Source organism: Mycoplasma sp. HU2014 (assembly GCF_001199495.1).
Lineage (GTDB): Bacteria > Bacillota_I > Bacilli_A > Mycoplasmatales > Mycoplasmataceae > Mycoplasma.
Window position 1 is genome coordinate 1 of the sequence record NZ_LFYS01000054.1, and the last position, 21,791, is coordinate 21,791.

Annotated in this window: 14 protein-coding genes and 1 pseudogene; 13 read left to right on the forward strand and 2 right to left on the reverse strand. The window is 23.5% G+C overall.

The features are described from left to right. Positions 1-427 (reverse strand): annotated as a pseudogene (locus tag AB668_RS03100) (IS1634 family transposase); the annotation flags it as partial. A gap of 164 nt (positions 428-591) precedes the next feature. After that, positions 592-3,102, reverse strand: coding sequence for an MOLPALP family lipoprotein (locus AB668_RS03105; RefSeq protein ID WP_050517574.1), 2,511 nt, complete (start codon positions 3,100-3,102; stop codon positions 592-594). A gap of 214 nt (positions 3,103-3,316) precedes the next feature. On the opposite strand from AB668_RS03105, the gene AB668_RS03110 reads away from it, so the two are divergent. From AB668_RS03110 to AB668_RS03170, 13 genes are all read left to right on the forward strand, one after another. Further along, a complete protein-coding gene (locus tag AB668_RS03110; RefSeq protein WP_050517575.1) occupies positions 3,317-8,755 on the forward strand; it encodes an ABC transporter permease in 5,439 nt (1,812 codons plus the stop codon). 72 nt (positions 8,756-8,827) lie between these two features. Then, positions 8,828-9,379 carry a DJ-1 family glyoxalase III gene (locus AB668_RS03115; protein WP_050517576.1) on the forward strand — a complete coding sequence of 184 codons (552 nt, stop codon included), beginning with the start codon at positions 8,828-8,830 and terminating at the stop codon, positions 9,377-9,379. 30 nt (positions 9,380-9,409) lie between these two features. Continuing rightward, on the forward strand, positions 9,410-11,239 hold the full coding sequence (locus tag AB668_RS03120) for a cysteine peptidase family C39 domain-containing protein (protein WP_050517577.1): 1,830 nt from the start codon (positions 9,410-9,412) through the stop codon (positions 11,237-11,239). A gap of 25 nt (positions 11,240-11,264) precedes the next feature. Then, a complete protein-coding gene (ybeY, locus tag AB668_RS03125; protein ID WP_050517578.1) occupies positions 11,265-11,771 on the forward strand; it encodes an rRNA maturation RNase YbeY in 507 nt (168 codons plus the stop codon). After that, positions 11,764-12,669, forward strand: coding sequence for a GTPase Era (gene era / locus AB668_RS03130; RefSeq protein WP_050517579.1), 906 nt, complete (start codon positions 11,764-11,766; stop codon positions 12,667-12,669). The genes ybeY and era overlap by 8 nt, the downstream gene beginning before the upstream one ends. Beyond that, positions 12,669-13,457: a DNA repair protein RecO gene (gene recO / locus AB668_RS03135; RefSeq protein ID WP_050517580.1), complete on the forward strand. Its 789-nt coding sequence runs from the start codon at positions 12,669-12,671 to the stop codon at positions 13,455-13,457. The genes era and recO overlap by 1 nt, the downstream gene beginning before the upstream one ends. Positions 13,458-13,534: 77 nt before the next feature. After that, positions 13,535-14,125 (forward strand): hypothetical protein, encoded by a 591-nt coding sequence (locus tag AB668_RS03140; protein ID WP_050517581.1) that lies wholly within the window; start codon positions 13,535-13,537, stop codon positions 14,123-14,125. 133 nt (positions 14,126-14,258) lie between these two features. After that, positions 14,259-15,629 carry a glycine--tRNA ligase gene (locus AB668_RS03145; RefSeq protein WP_050517582.1) on the forward strand — a complete coding sequence of 457 codons (1,371 nt, stop codon included), beginning with the start codon at positions 14,259-14,261 and terminating at the stop codon, positions 15,627-15,629. A 39-nt stretch (positions 15,630-15,668) separates the two neighbouring features. Further along, on the forward strand, positions 15,669-17,486 hold the full coding sequence (gene dnaG / locus AB668_RS03150; RefSeq protein ID WP_050517583.1) for a DNA primase: 1,818 nt from the start codon (positions 15,669-15,671) through the stop codon (positions 17,484-17,486). A 3-nt stretch (positions 17,487-17,489) separates the two neighbouring features. After that, positions 17,490-18,923 carry a sigma-70 family RNA polymerase sigma factor gene (locus AB668_RS03155; RefSeq protein WP_050517584.1) on the forward strand — a complete coding sequence of 478 codons (1,434 nt, stop codon included), beginning with the start codon at positions 17,490-17,492 and terminating at the stop codon, positions 18,921-18,923. Between the two features lie 2 nt (positions 18,924-18,925). Then, complete coding sequence (locus AB668_RS03160; RefSeq protein WP_050517585.1) at positions 18,926-19,603, forward strand: tRNA (adenine(22)-N(1))-methyltransferase; 678 nt, start codon at positions 18,926-18,928, stop codon at positions 19,601-19,603. Then, on the forward strand, positions 19,590-20,381 hold the full coding sequence (locus AB668_RS03165) for a Nif3-like dinuclear metal center hexameric protein (RefSeq protein ID WP_050517586.1): 792 nt from the start codon (positions 19,590-19,592) through the stop codon (positions 20,379-20,381). The genes AB668_RS03160 and AB668_RS03165 overlap by 14 nt, the downstream gene beginning before the upstream one ends. A gap of 2 nt (positions 20,382-20,383) precedes the next feature. Continuing rightward, positions 20,384-21,754 (forward strand): DEAD/DEAH box helicase, encoded by a 1,371-nt coding sequence (locus AB668_RS03170; protein ID WP_050517587.1) that lies wholly within the window; start codon positions 20,384-20,386, stop codon positions 21,752-21,754. Positions 21,755-21,791 lie beyond the last annotated feature (37 nt).

Genomic DNA, 21,791 nt, shown 5'->3' on the forward strand with positions numbered 1-21,791 from the left:
CGCTAATCGGATTTTTAATTCTTTGATAAATTAATTGCATAATAACATCTTTTAGTGTTGTTGATCTTGTAGTTGAACAATTATCAAAAATATCGAAATAATCAAAGAGTTTTTCAATAATCTCGTAACCTTTATATCTTTCTATAACCTCTTTTTTCAATGATTTTTTCTCTTTGAAAATTTCATCTAATTTTGTTTTAGCTTGTTCTTTTGTTCAAGATAGTGGGAAGTTTGCAATAACTGCTTTAATCACAGTTAGTGGATCATCGTGATATTCTTTCAATTCATGTAAATAACCATAACCGAATCTGAATTCAAACCCCTTGTTATCTCTTCTCGGCACCCCAATTGATAAATATTCACCCTTCTTAACTCTTGCTATTGATGTTCTTCATTGTCTTTTTGTATCTTTTCTTGACTTTTTCATATTTCTATTATATCATATTTAAGCATAAAAGTATAGATATTTATATTTTTTTATAAAAAATATAGCTACTAAAAACATGCTGTTTTTGTAACTAAGTGGGAAACGTAGGATAATAAGACGAAAAACAAGAAATAAAAAACTTTCTCAGCGAGAAAGTTTTTATTTTAATCTTTTAGTTCTATCTTTTTGAATTTTCAGGATTCATTAATATCAGTACTATTTGAAACTTCTATATTATATTTTTTATTACCATAAGATAGTTCATATTTTATTGTCACTATTTCAGAAGGATTATTTATGTCTCCTTCAATACCTAAAAAATTAGTTTTTCATTTATTTTGATCAAGTGAACCTGATAAGTTGTCTTTTTCATATTTAGCAATTGATTCATTTGTAAATCAATTAACTAAATCAAGATATGAATTAATTAAAGCTTTAGTTGTTTTTCTAGTAGTGTTTGTGTCTAAGTCTTGTTTTGGATCGCGATGTCCAAATAATCAAGATAATGCTTCTAGAATTGATTTTTCAACAAATTTATTTGGATGATTAGGATTAAATCCTAACATTATAGTTCCAGCTAAAGCATATTTTTTATTCTCTACTGATTTTTTAATTTGATCTATGTCTTGAGGTGAGAATACATTATTATCTTTAATTTCTAATGAAACATTATCAGAGTTGTTTTCAGTTAAACCTAGTAAAGTAATAATGGTAGAAATTGAATTATTAGTTTTAAATGATTGACCATTTTGTTCTTTATTTTTAAAAGTTAAAGTTATATTTGAATTAAATATTCTATCAACTAAAGCTTTAATGTTTAATAAATTAAGAATGTATTTTATTTCTTTATCGTCAACTTTAAAATAATTGCATATATCATCTATTATTTCATGAATTGTTTTATCTCTTAATGCGTATAAGAATTGAAGTCCATCAATACCTTTATCTTTATTTATTTTTTTAGCTACAAAATCAATGATTTTATCTAGTTTTACATTTAATACGGTTTTTATATTTAATAGATTTTCTGCTATTTCATCAGGTATGAAATCAACACCTTTTATTTCGTTTATTAATGCAAAAACATCATTAAAGAAGTTTTCTCCTTTATATAATGCAACATATGGGTTTTTTACAAATTCTTCTCATCCTTGACCAAGTAAAAATGCACTTATTTTATCAGCATTTTGCAGTTTACCTGATATCCCTGCTACGAAAATAGCTATCTTTACCAATTCATTTATCTTTGCATAACTCTTTTTAAATTCTTGAGTTTTTGCTTGGTCTACTAAATCTTTTTGAAAAGCAGGAATAAGTCCTTCAAAAACTTCGTTTTGAATTAGAAATTGCACAATAGGCAGAATAGGTTTTAATACTTCTGGTAATTCAACTTTAGCTAATATATTAATCTCATTAACTCTTTGATAAAAATTCGAAAATATAGGTGCTTGTTTTATATTGTTTTCATCAGGTGATCCAAATAATAAAACTAGAACTTTTTGAAGATTATAACCATTTTCATCTGTTGTTAATCTACTTCTCATAAAGTTTAAGATTGATTTTATGTTAATAGAATTAATGTTTTGTTTTATTTTATCAATATCTTTATTAAATTCTTTGTAAACGTCTTCTATTTTTAGATCTAATATATTTTTTAAAAATTCTGAATTACTTATTGTTGTACTAAAAATTTTTGTAGGAGAAAAACTATTGTAATTTTCAGGTGTTATTTGTTCTTCTTTAGATTCTATTGCTTTTTGATAAACAGCAACTGCTTTTAATAAATCAATACCTTTTTTAGCAACATTCATTCAATCTATAGATTGTTCTTTTCCTGCTTCAGGTTTGATGATGATTGAATCTCAAAACACTTTTGAAGCATTAGATAAAATATCAGTTATTTTTGTACAATTTTTTACATCATTTAATCAAGCAGGATTATCTGTAGCGTGTTTTAACAAATCATAAACAATATACAACGTATTAGATTTATTATTTTCTTTTGTTCGATCAGTAAATTTATTTAATGTGTTAATTAAATCTGAAAAAAATGTTTTTCCATCTTTTTTAGTAAAGACTGTTGATTCTAATAAACCATTTTTATCTGCTAAAACATTACCAATTATTGAACCTTGTTGTTGAGCGGTCATGTCATCAGAAGCAATAGCTAAACCACCTGAAATTAATGTTAATGTTGAAATTAAACTATTAGCTGTAGTTTTTGTTTTATTATCATTTCAATTAAACTTTGGAGTTTTTGGAGTATTTATCTTTGGCATTATATTTTTCAAAGTTTCAGTTCATCTTTTATTAGATAAATCACCGAACATAGATTTAAATTGATTTTCATATGTTAATTTATCATCTTTTCTTTTATTCTTATCTAATACAAATTTATTCATTAAATTTAATGATTGACCTTTGAATAGATTTTTAATTTCAGTTTGAGCAAATGTTTGAAGTGAATAATCAGTACTAATATTTCCAAAACTTTTATCATCACTATCTGATGAAGATAAAATTGCAGATTGAGCAGCTATTGATGAAATGTCCATATACATTTTCATTTGATTTGTTACATCATATGTAAAGTTTCTTGTATATGTACATGATATCGTACTTATTGAAGATATTAAAAGACTTGTTGTAGTTAAAACCGATATCAGTTTTTTCATTACTGCTCACCCCAAATATTAGTAAAATTATTTTAAAATCTATTTCATATTATAACATATAAATAATTGTTAAATATCTGGAATATAAGCTATCGAATAATATTCATAATAGTTCACACATTATCAAAATTTAATTGAAACTATATTGTATATATTTTGCTTTTAAAATGTTATTATTGTAAGGTATAACTTCTAAAAAGGGGGTTGAGAAAAGATGAATAAAAATATTTCTAATTTTTTCTTACTTTTAAAGCAGGGTGTTAAAGGTGTATTTAAATTTAGAATACAATTTATTATCATTTTACTGCTTTCTTTTTTAGCGTCTTTTATTTTATCAACTTCAATCACTTTAAGTTCTGGTATAAATCACACATATAATAATATAGTTAATAACGTTAAAAAATTTGATTATGTAAGCTCTAATCAAATAGGTATTGATTCTCAAGATGCAACTGATGCAACTGATAGATCAGTTTTTCCTTTATTAGATTTAGTATCAGATAATTCATATTACAATAAAAAAAATAATGATAAAAATACTTCATTTTTAAATTTTGTTTTAAATAAACAAGCTTTACAAAATACTAAAAATGAAAAGACTTTAATAACTGAAATGTTCGCTGATAAAGTATTTGCAAGTTTTTTTCAAGATATAACTCAAGTTGATACAGATAAGTTACCATCAGCTTGAAGTTGACAATTAACTTTTTATGCTACTCAATTCTCTTTTAATAAATATAATGAATTAATAAATAATATTCAAAATGTTGATTATTTAAAAGATACAGTTATTGGTAAATACATTTTAAATGCAGTAGATAAAGACAAATTTAATGAAACTGTTAGAAAAATTAAACAAATTGAAATTAAAGGATTTGATAAAAATTGATCTACTTCAGAACAAGGTCAAAAAAAGGTTATAGAACTGTTTAAAACTTTTTCAGATGAAGAAAAAGAATTTTTTTCTTATGTTTACACAGCTGTTCATACTCTTATTGAACATATAACTTGAAGAATATATTTAGATATTTTTAAACCTCTTGTTCAAAATTTTGAAGAAAAAAATGAAAAATTAGAACATAAAGGAAACGATTTTTATAATTTTTTAGTTGGAAGAGATATCAAAGAAATTGATGATAATTTTAAAACTGATGATCATTTCAATGGTACAACTGAAGGATTTAGTTGAATTATTAATAAAACTGAAACAAATAAACCTTATCTAAATAATTTTGAAATAGATAAAACAGTTGTAGAAGAAAACAAATATACAATTATCACAAAAGATTCTGAAGATTTTAATGCAAAAATTATAAAACTAGGTATGAGAGGAATGACTAATGTAGTTATTGCTGATACTGTAAAAGATCAATCAAATAGTAAAACAGTTGTAACTAATATTGAACCTAAAATTAATGAAATCTCATTATTTAAATTAATTACTGATAATGGTCAAGCAAAATCACTAACTAAAAAAGTTGATATTTATCATCAAACTAGACCTATTTTTAGTGGTGCTTTGTTAGATTCAATTGATAATCACGTTTCAAAACCTAATAGTATTATTCGTGATAATATTGATTTTATTCATGATTGTTGACTAGCTCATTTAAGATATACTGCTTTAGCTAGTGGATATGATATTAGTTTTAGAAGAGAAATTTTTACTTATGACTATATTTCAAACACTAGAGTTAGGATGGTATTTTTAGATAATAATAGAACTGAGACAAATACAACAAATCTAACTATTTTGAATAAAAATGCTGGAGCTAGAATGCCACGTTATGGTGAAGTTTTAATTTCAGAACAATACGCATTAGAACACAATTATAAAATTGGTGATCAAATTAAAGTTGAATCATCTAACTTAACAATTACTGGATATGCTACTGATGCTTATTCATTTTTCCCTTCAACTGATCCAGATTTTCCTATTCCTCAGTCTAAATTAGGAGCAGTTATTTATGCAGGATCACAAACAATTAGAAATATATTAAGTAGAACATCTGAAACAAAATCCAACAAAACTTCAAAAGGTTATGAGATGAGTTTTTTAAGAAGAAATAAAAATTTTAATATTCGAAATTCAAAAAACTTATTTAACGCATTTCAAATGAATGATGTTGCTAGAATTTATGATTCTGTAGTTGCACAAAAAAGTAATGGACAAACAGAATTCAACACTTGATTGAGTTTGACTGATTTTAATAGTTCAAATTTAAGATTTAACTGAACAATTGAACCTAAAGTTATTCGCACTTATCAAATAATCACTTTAGTTTCAGCGATTATAGTTTCAATAATCACAGTTATTGCTTTAATAATATGTATTAGAAAAACTATTCATTTCAATGCAAAACAAATTGGTATTTTAAAAGCATTAGGAACAGAACCATTAATGATATCTGTAACTTATTTATCTTATTCATTAATTATTGTTTCAACAGTTGTTCCTTTAGGATGAGTTTTAGGTTTAGTTACTCAATCTGGATTTATTCACCTATTTATTAATTACTTTAGTCTTCCATTATATCAATTTACTATTGAACCGATTTCGTTAATAGTTTCATTACTTATTTTCGGATTTATTGGTGGAGCAGTTTCACTTTTAACTTCTTATTTAATTACAAAACAAAGTGTTATAGATATTTTAAAAGTAACTCAAAAATGATCTTCATCTAAATTAATTAATCGTTTGAAAAACTCATGATTTAAAAAAGCTAAATTCTCAACTAAATTCAGTCTAACTTTAGCAAGTTCAGGTAAGAAAAACATTATTTTACTATCTACAGTTGTTGGAGTTTCAACTTTTGTTATTTCAACAGGACTAGCTATTCCTTCAATTGCTTTTACTACTAAAAAAGCATATTACAATAGCATTAAATATGCTAATGAGTACAAGTTTTTAGATGATGTTACCAACTCGCCCTTAACTAAAAAATCTATTGCTTATTGACATGGTCAAGATCAATTGGATGAAGATATAAAAAGTATTAAAATTGGTCCTGATGTTTTAGATTATTATTCAGATCCATCATTTTATGCATCTAGTTCATATGATGTTACACCTTTTTCTAAATATGTTTACTCAGGTGAAAACAAGCTTAATTGAACCTTATTAAGACTACTTAGAACTGATATTGATAAATTTAAAGATAACAAATCAACAATTAAAACAAATAAGTCGACAACAAACAATGAAATTAAAAAAGACGAATCTAAACCTGTAACAGATTCAACTGGACTTGATTTAATCTTTACTGAATTTTTTGGTAATAATTTATATAATGTTGTAGGTTCTCAATTTTCTGTTGGAGTTATTGATCAAATATTAGGAGTAATTTTAAATTCTAAATATAACTTATATTCAGATCAGAAAACTTCGAAAGCTTGAGATGATTTAAATAAATCTCTTACTTTTAAAAATACTACAGATAATATAACTATTATGGCTTCTCAAGTTATTACATCTTTATTAGGACGACAAGGTGGATCAAGTAATGGAGATTGAAAAGACAGACTTTTAGATGCAATTAAATTAGGATTACCACCTTATGTAAATTCATTCTTACAAAAAAGTCTTTCAAGAAAAGAACAATTTGCAATTGGATATAACATTGATAAAATTATTCCTAAAAAAGAAACACCTTCAACTGTAGTTGATACTAATGCTACATTTAATGATAAAGATATAGATATTTCTTTCACTGGAATTTCTGATAATCAAACTGCATTTGAATTTAAAAAAGAAGCTAATAAAAAATTATTTGTTGATTATCAAACTTTATTACAAATTCAAAAAGCATTTTTAGGAATTAAAACTGAAGATATAGTTGATTCAAAAACTAATTTTAAATATTATGATAAACAAACTAATACTTTAAATATTCCAATTATTCCAAATAAACAAGCTGCTGCTTTTTATGGATTATCTAAGAAAAAAAGTATTGAAAATATCTCAACATCAAATCAACATTTCTTTATAAAAACTAATAAAGAGCAAGGATATATTCGAATTCCAAAATATGCATGAATTTATGATGATAGTAATTTCATTAATTCTGATTATTATAAAAATAATTTACAAAAAGATTACGGTTCAAAAATTCAAAATCGTAGAATTGGAAGAGAAGGGGTTACTTCTCAAGATGATGCTAGATGATTAGATCCTTATAATTTAGATAACAATAAAATTACTTTTAAAATCCAATATGATAATGATTTAAAAGATAATACAAGTGAAGTTATAAAAGATCAAAAACTAAAAGAAGATTCTTATATGTTTGATGATTTTATTTATAATGCTACATTTAATGGTATTGAATCATCTTATATAAGACCTTATTATGAATATAAAAATATTCAATTATATATTCCTCAATCATTTATTAATGTTGATGATATTATTAATGCAAATAATAGTTCTAAAAAAGATTCAAACATATCTGATGAAGAAAAATGATATAGAAAAGATATACCAGCAAAAAATGTTCCTGAAAGTGTAAAAAATGCTTGATCTATTAAAAATGATAATGAAAAATTCTTAATGATTAGACCTTATGATTTAAGATATACTTTCACTAGTGATAAAGTAGTTAAAACAGGAGCGGATAACTTCTTATCAAAACCTTTAAACTGAATTACAAAATCAACAAGTTCAGCTAACAGAAGTGGAATAGATGTTGCTATTATGCAAAAAAATACTAAAGTTAAATACCAAAACAGTGATTTAAAAATTAAAGCAACACCAGTTGATGTACTTGATTCATATAATGGTAAATTAACTCTTGTAGATCAAGGTTTAGCTAATTTAGTAATGAATTATTCATTAGGTAAAAAAATAGGAATTAAAGACAACTTATTTAATAAAAAAGATGGTGTCATAAAAGCAGGAAAAAAAGACGAAAACGATATAATTTCATCTTTTGATAGATTTGAATTTAATCAAATTTCAAAATTCTCAAATTCTAGTGATAAGTTCTTTGAAGCTATGAAATTTGTTGATGGAGATATTTTTAAAGAATCACAAATGATGTGACATAATTCAAAATACTCAAACATTGCATCTGAACCTTTAGAATTAACTAGTGGTATAAGCTTTGTTCCACCAATTTGATATAATGGATCTTATTTAATTGGTACAGGTTCAGCTGCACCAAGTCAATCATTTGATATTGGATCTATGGTTAAAAATCAAACATTATTAGAAACTTCAAAACAGCTTATCGATCAAGTTACATTTATTGCTATTTCAATAGGTATGTTATTAATTATTACAGTTATTGTAACTTCAGCATTACTTGTTATGTTAATTGGAGATATTTATGTTTCTCAATATCAACAGTTTATGACTCTAATGAAGGCTTTAGGATATTCAACATTTTCAATTAATAAGTATGCTTTCGGAACAGTATCAATATTAAGTTTATTAGTTTGAATAGGTTCAACAATTCTGACTTGATCAATAATATCAATAGTAATTACGATTATTACAAGACTTGGATTTGCGATTCCATATGGATTTGCATTATGAACTTTATTTACAAGTATAGCAATTGTGGGAATTTCATTTGTAGGATCTCTTCTAGTTTCATCAAATAAAATTAGAAAGAAAAAACCTGCGTCATTATTAAAAGAAACAACAGACTAAGAGAGTAAAAGTTGAACAATTTTGTTTAGCTTTTTTTATTATAATTAGAATAAATAGAAAAGAGATTAGAATATGAAAAAAATTATTATGTATTTAAATCCTGGTTTTGAAGAAACAGAAGCAGTTAGTGTTTGTGATATTTTAAAACGTGCTGATATTGTAGTTGATATAGTTTCAACAACTAATGATTTAGAAGTAACTGGAGCTCATAGTATTACAATTAAAGCTGATAAATTATGAAAAGATATTAATATTAATGATTATGATGGAATGTTTTTACCTGGTGGAAGTGGAGTTATGAGTTTAGTTGGAAATCAGCGTATGATTGATCAAATTTTACATTTCAATAGTCAAAATAAATTAATTGCTTCAATTTGTGCAGCTCCTCAAATTATTGGTCAAACAAAATTATTAGATAATAAAAATGTTAGTTACTTTCCAGGATGTAATCAATTTTTAGAAAATAGTAATTATGTAAAAAAAGCATTTGCAACTGAAAATAATATTATTACAGGTGCAAGTATGGGTTCTGCTATTTTATTTGGATTAGAACTAGTTAGATATCTAAAAGGTGAACAAATAAGTAAACAATTAGAAAATAATTTAGTAATTTTAGGTAAATAATTTTAAAACACTTCTAATACATTATTAGAGGTGATTTTTATTAAACTTGTAAAACAAACACAAAATAATGACTGTTCATTAGCATGTCTAGCTATGGTTATTAATTATTGTTATAATCAAAATTATGATGTAGATCGTCTTAAAGTTGAAAACAATTATAATGATGAATCTTTAAGTTTTTTTGATATTAATAATTTAAGTGAAAAATATTTTTTAAAATCAACAGCACTAGAAATAGAACAAGATCTAGAACAAGTCAATCAACAAATTTATCTAGCTCAAGTTGTTAATCAAACTGGGTTAATGCATTTTGTTGTTGTTGAAAAACAAAAAGATTTTTTAATAGTTTATGATCCAAGTAAAACTAAAAAAGAAAAGTTTACTTATAATGATTTTTATAAAATTTTTACAGGCTATATTCTAATTTTTCAATCTAATAAAAGACAATTTCTAGCAAATTATAATCATATTAAATCTATTTTTTATAACTTTAATTTAACTTGTATTGCTTATATTTTAATTAATCTATTTTCAGTATTATTAGTTGTTTTAGAAATGAGATTTTTATATATTTATTCATCATCATTTTTTAATAAACAAAATCCAATTTCTATTTACTTATACTTTTTGTTTATATTTTTAATTAACATAATTATTAGTGAAATTTCAAAAATACTTTTAAACAATTTATATAAGAAAAATAAAATTAAAAAAACCAAACTATTTTATAATTATCTAATTGAAAATAATACTAAATTAGATTTAGTTAATAGTTATAGTGAAATTAAATTTTTATCTAGTTTTGAAACACTTAATTTTTTAAGTTTAATTTCAAGTTTTATAAGTTCAATTGTAATTTTATTTGCTGTTTATTATGTTAATAAAAGTATATTTTTAGTACTATTAGTTTTTGATTTAATATGATTAACAATAAGTTTTATTTATAAAACAATTAATGAAAATAAATCAATAGAAAATAAAGAAGCCAATTTCGTATCTAGTTTATTTAATAAAAATAGCTTATTTGATAAAGAAAATATTTATAAAACAATTAACAGTTTAGATCAAACTAAATTAGATATTTTAAATTTGTGATTTTCTATAGTTGAAAAGATAAGTTTATTAGTTATTTATTTTGTTAGTTGAAAATTATTAAAGTTTAATTATTTAGAATTTAGTTTACTGATTATTGTGATTTTATTTAAATCAATTCATAGCAATGATCTAAAAAAAGTTATTTATTTTGTAGAAAATTATTCTAAATATAAACAAATAGCAATTAAGTTTAAAAATTATGAAAGTCAAATTGAGTATCAAGAATTTGAAGATATTAATAGTTTTGAATTAAGAGATTTATCTAATAATAAAAGCTTTGTTTTTAACAATAAAATTAACGTTATTTCAAATGAATATAAATTAAATTTACTAACCAAAGATATTAATCAAATTGCTCATATTTTAGTTTCAATAAATGATATAAATATTAAAAATATTTCAAAACTTTCTCTTAAAAAGCATATTAAAAATTTAGATGATATTAATATTAATTATTCAACAATTTTTCAAAATATTATTGTTGGTCAAAATACAGAAAACATTTTTGAAAACGAGATTATTAAAAATCTTTTAACAAAATACAACATAAATCTAATCAAAATAATAAACAGTTATGATCTAAATAAAAAAGAATATGAAATTATTAAGTTATTAAGAATTTTTTATTTAAATAGTCAGTATGTTTTATTAGATGATGATTTTGAAATTATAGAAGAACAAGATATTGAAAATGTTTTAAAATTATTTGAAAATTACAATTCTAATACAAGAATGATTACAACTTTTAACTATACTCAAGTATAATTAAGTCATTAAAGGAAGTTGTTTTATGTTAGAGATTAATTATTTTAATAATACAGAAGTTGATATGAAAAACTGAGAGAATTTTGGTTTAAAACTATTAACAAAAGCTTATGATTTTCTTAAATTTGATTATGATGTTGAATTATCTATTACTTTTGTTGATGATGATCAATCTCAACAAATAAATAAACAATATAGAAATCATTCTTATATTGCTGATGTTACTAGTTTTCCTGTTGAAATGACAGATCAAGAAATAAAAACACTAGGTTTTAGAGAATTAGGAGATATTTTTATTAATTTAACTGAAGCTGAAAGAAAAAGTGTTAAATACAATCACACTATTGATCAAGAAATGGGATTTTTATTTGTTCATAGTTTTTTACACCTACTAGGTTATGATCACGAACAAGAAGATGAAGAAGCTGTTATGTTTGATCTACAGGATAAAATTTTAAAACTATCAAATCTAGAATATGAAATTAAATTTACAGAAGATGATTATTTAGAAGTGGAGAATGAACATGATTAATTTTAAATCAGGATTTGTTTCAATTATTGGAAGACCAAATGTTGGAAAATCTACTTTATTAAATAGAATAATGAAACAAAAGATCTCAATTGTCACAAATAAAGCTCAAACAACAAGAAATAACATTAAAGGAATTTATACAAAACCAAATCAATATCAAATTGTTTTTATTGATACTCCTGGAGTTCATACTAGTAAAAGACAATTAGATAGATTTATGAATTCTAGTGCTTTAAAAAGCACAAAAGATGTTGATGTATTATTATTTTTAGCTCCTGCTGATGAAGTGATTGGTAAAAATGATATGTTTTTATTAAAACAAATTCAAAATCTTGAAACTAATAAAATTTTAGTTATCACTAAAGCTGATAGTGTTACAAAAGAACAACTTATTCAAAAAGCTAATGAGTGAAATACCTATCAAAATCAATTTGATGAAATTATCATTACAAGTAGTTTAGAAAATATTAATATTGATAAATTATTAGATTTAATTGTTAAATATCTACCAGAAACTAATTTCCAATTTTATGATGATGATACTATTACTGATCAACCAGAACGTTTTACAATAAGAGAAATTATAAGAGAAAGCATCTTATTAAAAACTGGTCAAGAAGTTCCACATAGTGTTGCAATTTTAATTGATCAATTAGAAAAGAATGAAGATGAAATTAATATAGTTGCAACAATTGTAGTCGAAAGACAATCTCAAAAAGGAATTATTATTGGTAAACAAGGTTCAAAAATTTCTGACATTAGATATAAATCAAAAAAACAATTACAAGAAATTTTTGAAAAACCAGTTAATTTAGAACTGTTTGTTAAAGTTCAAGAAAACTGAAGAAACTCTGCAAGTTTAATTAAAAAAATGGGTTATGACAAGGATAAATACTAATGAGTGAAAAAAACATTCAAGCTATTGTTTTAGATAGTTTTGATTTTCAAGATTTTGATAAAATAGTTACTGTTTATTCTAATTTGTATGGAAAATTAAGTTTTATTACTCTTGGTGTTAATAAAAGTGTAAGCAAAAACAAATATTCTATTAATTATTTATCTTTATCTGAATTTGAAATTTTTAAATCAAGAAATAAATTCAATTTATCTAAGTTAAAAAAAGGTACACTAATAGATTCGCACTTAAATATAACTAAAGATTATAATTTATATTTATATGCAAATTTAATAACTTCATTAGTAAATACATTAGATAATAATGTTAAGAATTTTAAACTATTTAATATGTTAAAAACATCTATTGATATTATTAATACAAATCCAAGTCAAGCTTTTAAAATAACAGTATTGTTTATGTTTTATTTTCTAAATTTTATTGGATATAAACTAGATTTATCTAATTGTGGATTTTGTAATTTAAAAGATAATATGGTTGGTATTAATTTTAATAATTACTGTATGGTTTGTCGATATTGTTATTATAATGATTCTATTTTTATTAATAATGATTTAGCTAGTTATTTGAGATTTGTTTCAACTAATAGTTTTAATCAATCAATAGAAAGAAAAGTTGGAGAAAATCATTTAATGATATTAGCAAAGTTTTTATTAAATTATTATAAAGATCAAGTTGGTATATTTACAAATAGTATGTATGAATTAAATAAGTACAAAGAATTTGATGATTTTGTATTTACTAATCAAATATTAGCTTCTCAATTTTAAAATAACTAGTTAGACAATTTTAATAGATCTTGTGTGTAATATAATGAAATAGTAAACTTGCTTTAAAAGGAGAAATTATGAAAATATTTGAATTACTTAAAAAACTATTTTTAAAAGAAAATAATCAAGTTAAAAAAGATGATAAATCAACTCAAGTTGCTATACCAATTAAAACAAATGATAATAGCAATAATGATAATATAGATATTTCAATAAACTCTGAATATATTAATAAAAGAGCTAAATTGGATTCTGAAAAAGAGTTTAAATTAAAAGTTATTGAAAATAAACAAAAAGTTTTAGCTAAATTAATTGAAATAAAAAATGAATATAAAAAATGCAATAAATGCCAAGATATTTATCAAGAAAATATTAAAAATATGAAAGTTAATCTATCAAAATTAAACAATTATATTGATGATAATTTTGGTTATTTAAATGAGTATGAAGATTATAAAAAATATATGTTTGCTGATAATAGTAAAATTTATTCTTCTAGTGATGATACTGCAGCTGAAGATTTAGTTAAATTTTTAGAAGCTTATTTAAAATCTTATACTGAATACAAACCAACTTATTTCATTGCTTGTGATGATCATAAAAAAATAAATCAAGAACACGAAATTTTAGAAACAAAACTAAAAGATCTTAACAAATTAATAAAATAGTATTTTAAAAAATATTTAGTTAGTAGTTATAAAGCCAATTATAGAAATAATTGGTGTTTTACCATTCTATAAAATGTTATAATAAATAAGATATATTTTAATTTGATTTTGAGTTTATTAAAAGGAGATAGCTATGACAAAAACAATAGAGGAAATGATTAACCATTTAAAATCTCAAGGTTTTGTTTTCCAAGGTTCTGAAATATATGGAGGATTAGCAAATAGTTGAGATTATGGTCCTTTAGGTGTTGAAGTTAAAAATAAATTAAAAAAAGCATGATGAGACTTTTTTGTTAAAAGAAATCCTTTAAATGTAGGATTAGATAGTTCAATAATCTTAAATCCTAATGTATGAAAAACTTCTGGTCATATTGATGGGTTTAAAGATCCATTAATTGATTGTAAAAATTGTAGAAGTAGATGAAGAGCAGATAAATTAATTGAAGAATTTGATCCATCAGTAAACACTGGAAGTATGGATAATATTGAATTAGAAGAATTTATTAGTAAACATAAAATTGTTTGTGCTAAGTGTAATAAAACCGATTTTACTTCAATTAGACAATTTGCTTTAATGTTTAAAACTAGTCAAGGTGTTATAGAAGATGAATCTTCTACTGTTTATTTAAGACCAGAAACTGCACAAGGTATTTTTATTAATTTTAAAAATGCGCAAAGAAGTACTAGAAGAAAATTACCATTTGGAATAGGTCAAATTGGTAAATCATTTAGAAATGAAATCACTCCTGGAAATTTCATTTTCAGAACAAGAGAATTTGAACAAATGGAATTGGAATTTTTCTTTGATCCAACTGATAATACTGATTGATTTGATTATTGAAGTAAGCAAGTAGAAACATTCTTAGTTGAAAAAATAGAATTCAATAAACAAAATTATAGAATAAGAGAACATGAAAAAGATGAACTAGCTCACTATTCAAAACAAACAAGTGATGTTGAATATAAATTCCCATTTGGTTGAGGTGAATTGTGAGGAATCGCTCATCGTGGTGATTTTGATCTAAATGCACACCAACAAGCAACAGGTGAAGATTTAACAGTTTTAGATTCAGTAACTAATAAAAAAGTTCTTCCACACGTTATCGAACCAAGTGTTGGTGTTGAAAGAATGATGTTAGCTGTATTTTGAGAGTCATTTAATATTGAACAATTAGAAGAAAACAACTCAAGAATTGTTATGAAATTACCTTACACTTTAGTTCCTTACCAAATTGCTGTTACACCTTTATCAAAACAGTTAAATGATAATGCTAAAGAATTATTCAATGAATTATTACAAGATTTCGATACAACTTATGATGATACAGGAAACATCGGAAAACGTTATAGACGTCAAGATGCAATCGGAACACCATTTGTTATAACTTATGACTTTGAAAGTTTAGAAGATCAAAAAGTAACAGTTAGAAATAGAGATACAATGCAACAAGTAAGAGTTGCTATAAAAGATTTAAAACAATTTTTTAATGAACAATTTAAATAAAAACTTAACAATCAGTTAAATATAGGGGTGGTTTGGCAAATGAAAATGTTATCAAATCAAAAAATAGATGATATTGTAAATAAAGTTGATATCGTTTCTATAATTTCTTCTTATGTTAATTTAGTTAAAAAAGGAAGAAATTATATGTGCATTTGTCCTTTTCATGATGATTCAAACCCTTCTTTAACTATTTCTCCTGAAAAAAGAATTTATAAATGCTTTAGTTGTGGAGCCAGCGGAAATGTAATTAATTTTGTAAAAGAATATGAAAAAATAGATTTCATTTCTGCAGTTAAAAAAATTTGCGATATTTCAAACATAGAATTAGAAGAGTTAAAAGACTATAAAACTCCTAAAATAGATCCTGAAATAGAAATAATTTTTAAAATCAATAATGAAGCTAATGAAATTTTTAAAGTAACATTATTTTCTAGTTTAGGTCAAGATGGAATAAAATATTTGAATCAAAGAAACATCTCAATTGATGAAATTAAAAAATTTGAAATTGGATTTGCTTCTAAAAAAACTAATTTAGTTCAAAAATTATTAGATAAAGGTTATTCAACTTTAGATATTGAAAAATCAGGTTTAGGAATAATTGAAAAAGAATTTACAAAAGATTATTTTGTTGATAGAATTATTTTTCCTATTAAAGATGAAGAAAATAACATTATAGGTTTTAGTGCAAGAAGTTATACAAGTGGAGTTGAACCAAAATATTTAAATAGTAAAGAAAATAAAGTTTTTAAAAAATCTAAACTTGCATACAATATTTCTACGGCTTTAAAATCAAGTCGAATGAATAAAAAAATTATTGTTTTAGAAGGGTTTATGGATGTTATTGCTCTTTGTAGAATTCAAATTAATAATGCTATTGCAATAATGGGAACTAGTTTAAGTCAACACCATATTCAAATATTTAAAAAGCACAACTTAGATGTTTTAATGTTTTTAGATGGAGATAAACCGGGAGTTAAAGCTAATTTAAAAGCTAGTCAAGACTTATTAAGAACAGGGTTGAATATCTATATAGTTAATAACCAAACTAATCAAGATCCTGATGAATTAATTAATTCAAATAAAATTGATTATGTAAAAAATATTATAGATAATGCTGTTCATCCAATAGATTATGCTATTGATAAATTATGAGAATTTACTAATAAAAACGATCCAATTGAAGTTGAAAAATTTATAAAACAAATTTATGAATTTTCTAGATTAGTAAAAAGTGATGTATTAAAAGAAATGGCTATTAATAAGGTTTGTAAAAAAACCAATTTATCTTTAGATGCTATTAAAAGTATTTGACAAATTAATACAAAACAAGACAATAAGTATATTGTTGAAAAAGTACAAAAAAACAACAACGATATTGTAATTAACAAAAAACATAATAAACCTATTAGCAAGAAAGATATTTATGCTAAACAAGCATTAATGGCTGAAGAAAAAATCTTTGTTTCTTTATTGCATAGTGATGAATTTATAAATGAAATAAATTTTAATATTGAAAAAATGATAAATCCAGATATTAAACATGCAACAAGTACTTTAATCAAACTTTATAATTCAGATAGATATAAAGGTCATAATGCAAGACAAGCATTAGATCTATTAAAAGAATACAATATTTTAGACTTTAACGAAAAACAAGAAAAAATAATCAACGATGAAATGTTGATGAAACCTATTATGAAAAAAGGTTTAGAAGATGCTTTTGCAAAAATAGAATCTTTTAGAACTTTACTTCAAGTTGAAGAATTAAAAGAAAAAATGCACAAAGCAAGTACAGATGACAAAAAGAAAATTTATGCAAGCATTCAAAGGCTTGTTAAAAGTAATAAGAGGGGCTAAACGATGTTGAAATTTAATAACAAATCAGAATTAAAAAAGATAACTTCAATTCAAGATTTTATAAACTATACTCTAGATTTTGCTAAAAAGAATGATAATACTGTTTCTTCAGAAGATGTACAACAAACATTTACAAACATTTTTCCTAACGCAAGTGATAATGAGTATGAAAAATTATTAGAATTATTCCAAAGCAAAGGAATAGTTTTTAGTGATTTATTAGAAGATGAAGAAGAGCTAGATTTAGAATTAAATGATATTGAAGAAACTTATGAAGATGAAGATTTAGATAATGAAGATGAAAAATTAATGACTCGTTTTCAAAGTGCCAAAAAAGACGCATTAAGAAGTAAAAAAACAGCTAGAACTTCAACTCATATGAAATATAGAGTAGGTGCAATTAGTAACGAAACTAAAATCCAAGATATAATTAAGACTTACTTTTACAAAATTGGACAAGCTCCTATTTTAACTAAAGAACAAGAAATAACATATGCAAAAATGATTAACTCATCTGATCCTGAAGAAGTTAAAGAAGGAAGAGATAAACTTATTGAATCTAACTTAAAATTAGTTATTTCAGTTGCAAGAAAACATTTAAATCGCGGATTAGATTTTGCTGATTTAATAGAAGAAGGAAACATCGGTTTAATGAAAGCTGTTGATAAATTTGAATACGAAAAAGGATTTAAATTTTCAACTTATGCAACTTGATGAATTCGTCAAGCAATAACAAGAGCAATTGCTGATCAAGCAAGAACAATTCGTATTCCAGTTCACATGGTTGAAACAATTAACAAATTAGCAAGAGTTGAAAGACAATTAACTCAAGAACTAGGTCGTGAGCCAAATTCAGAAGAAATTGCTAACAAAATCGGTGAAGGAATGACAGCTGAAAAAGTTGTTGAAATTAAAAAAATTTCAATTGAACCGGTAAGTTTAGAAAAACCTTTTGGTGATGAAGATGACACACATTTTGGTGATTTTGTTGAAGATAAAGATATGATTTCACCAAGTGAATATACTGAAAAAGAAGTATTAAAAGAAGTGTTAGAAAAAACATTCGAAGACATGCCACCAAGAGAAGAAAAAGTTATTAGAATGCGTTATGGAATTGCCCCAACTAAATTAAGAACTTTATTAAGATTAGCTGAAGAATGTAATGATCCTGAATTCCAAAAATTAAAAGAAACTATTGAAGATTTAGATATTCATTTAGATACTCCTATTCAAAAAGTTAGAACATTCAAAAATAAAGTTATCAATATTGCTTTAAGTAAATATGATTCACCAAAAACTTTAGAAGAAGTTGGAAAAGAATTATCTGTTACAAGAGAAAGAATTAGACAAATAGAATCTAAAACAATTAGAAGATTCAAACAACCATCTTCAAATAATAAATCAGGTAGAACTTTAAAAGAATTCTATAAAGGTTAATTATGATTAGTAAGAGATTGAAATCTGTTTCTTTATTAATTGATAATGCTAATGTAGTTGCTGATATTGGAACTGATCACGCATATTTGCCAATTTATTTAGTTAAAAATAAAAAAGCAAAAAAAGTTTATGCTTGTGATTTAAATAAAAAGCCACTTCAATCAGCAAAAGAAAATATTTCAAAATTTGGTTTTAATAGCCAAATTTTTACAATTTTAAGTAATGGGCTTGAATTTGTTTTAGATCCATTAATTGATGATATTGATATAGTTACTATTTGTGGATTAGGTTCTCAAACTATTTTAGATGTATTATCAAAAGATCATAAAAAAATTTCAAAATACATAATTTGTTCTAATACTCAGATTTCTCAAATTAGAAAATGAACAGTTGATAAAGATTTTAAAATATCATACGAACAATTTGTTGTTGAAGATAATCATTGTTATTGAATTGCAGTTATTGATAAAAATTTAAAATCAAATTTAAAAGATGAACAATACATTAGATTTGGTGATAAATCATTTTTCATAAATGATCAACAATATATAAGTTTCTTAAAAAATGAAGTAAATAATTTAAAACGTATTTTAAAACAAATCGATATTTCAAATCCAAGAAATCAAGAAATACAAACTCAAATAGATCAAATAGGAGAATATATAAATGTTATTAGTTAATATAACAAAATATTTAGACAAAAAGTTCAATCCTAAAAAAGCAAGTGATTGAGATAATGTTGGTTTTCAAATTTTTAATAAAAAACCTTTGGATGCAAATTTTAACGTAAATAAAGTTTTAATTTGTTTAGATCTAACTAATGATTGTTTAGAATATGCTATTAAAAATAATGTTAATTTAATAATCTCAAGACATCCTTTTATTTTTGCAGAACTAAAACAAGAAAAACAAAATCCTATTAAAAAAGAAATGATCAAAAAACTAACTAAACACAATATTGTTGTATTTTCTATTCATACAAATTATGATGCTAGTTCAAATCAAAATTTAACTGAAATTATCAATAAAGAAATTGAAATAAAAAAATATAAAAAATATGGTTATGAAAATGAATCTAATATTTTTTATTTCAAAAAAGAAATTAAAATTGAAGATCTAATCAAATCAGTATCAAAAATCTTTAATTCAGAATCAATCAGATTTAATTCAAATACTGATTTAAACTCAAAAACAAATCAAATGTATATCACAACAGGATCTGGAGCTTCAACTATGATATATAACTCATTGAAAAAATGTGTTTTTATAACAGGTGAAGTAAAATGAAATGAATGAATTTATGCAAATGATAATAATGTTTGTTTAGTTGAACTTGGTCATTATATGGAAAATTATTTTGTTGATGATATTAAAAATAAATTAGCTAATAAATTTAATGATTTAGAAATTTTAACTTATGATATAAACAACCAATTTATAACTAGAAAGAAGGTGTAATTATGAAATTTACAGATTTTGGATTCAAAAAATATATTAATGGCACTTTAGAACAAATTGAGTTTATTTGCCCTACATCTATACAACAAAAAGTAATTCCACTATTTAAAAAATATCAAAATGTAATTGCTTTAGCTCATACTGGTACAGGTAAAACTCATAGTTTTTTATTACCTATATTAAATAATTTAGACTTAACTGTTTTTAGAGAAAAAAGTTATGTTCAAGCTGTAATAGTTACACCAACTAGAGAATTAGCTAAACAAATTTATGAAAATGTAAGAATATTTTCTAAAAACAATCCTGATTTAAGTTGTGGTATGTTTATTGGTGGAGAAGATATTAATAAAAGTATTGAACAACTAGAAAAAATCCAACCTCAAATTGTAGTAGGAACACCAACTAGATTAAAAGAATTATATGATCAAAACAAATTAAGATTAACTACTGCAAAATATGTAGTTATTGATGAGTGTGATATGATTTTTGATCTAGGATTTATTGAAGATGTAGATTATTTAATGTCAAAAATTAATAATAATCCTACAATTGGAATTTTTAGTGCAACAATAAGTGAACCATTAAAAATATTTGCTAAAAAATATGTACAAAATGCTAGTTTTATTGATGATTCAAACAACAAACCGTCATCAAATAATGTAAAACATATTTTAATTGATACTAAAAATCGCGAAACTGAAGAAAGTTTAACTAAGATTATTAACTCTATAAATCCATTTTTATGTTTAATATTTGTTAATCAAAAAGAAGAAGTTAAAAATATTGTAAATATACTAAGAAAAAACAACATTACTAGAGTTGGCGAAATTCACGGTGATCTTCAACCAAGAACTAGAATGGCTATGCTTAAAAAAATTAAAAATCATGAATATAATTATGTTGTTGCAACTGATGTAGCTAGTCGTGGAGTTGATATAGAAGGTGTAAGTCACGTTATTTCTATAGATCTACCAAAAGATTTAAATTATTATGTTCATCGATCAGGTAGAACTGGAAGAAATAAATTAACTGGTATAAGCTATGTTATTTTTAATGCTAAAAACAAAGATAAAATTGATGAACTAACTAAAAAAGGAATTGAATTTGAAATTCAAAAATTAGTAGATAATCAACTAATTGATATTACAGTTAAAAAACAAACTAAAAAAACTAGTTATAAAGAATTAGATCCTGAATCTAAAAAAATAATAAGTAAATATCAAAATAAAAAAGTTAAACCAGGATATAGAAAAAAAAGAAAACAAGAATTAGAAAAAGTTAAAAGCAAAATAAGACGTAAACATATTAAAGAAAGTATTGAAAAAATTAAAAAAGAAAAATATAAGAAAAGAAGACAAGAATTATTCGATTAATGAAATAATTCTTATTTTATAATTTATAATATATTAC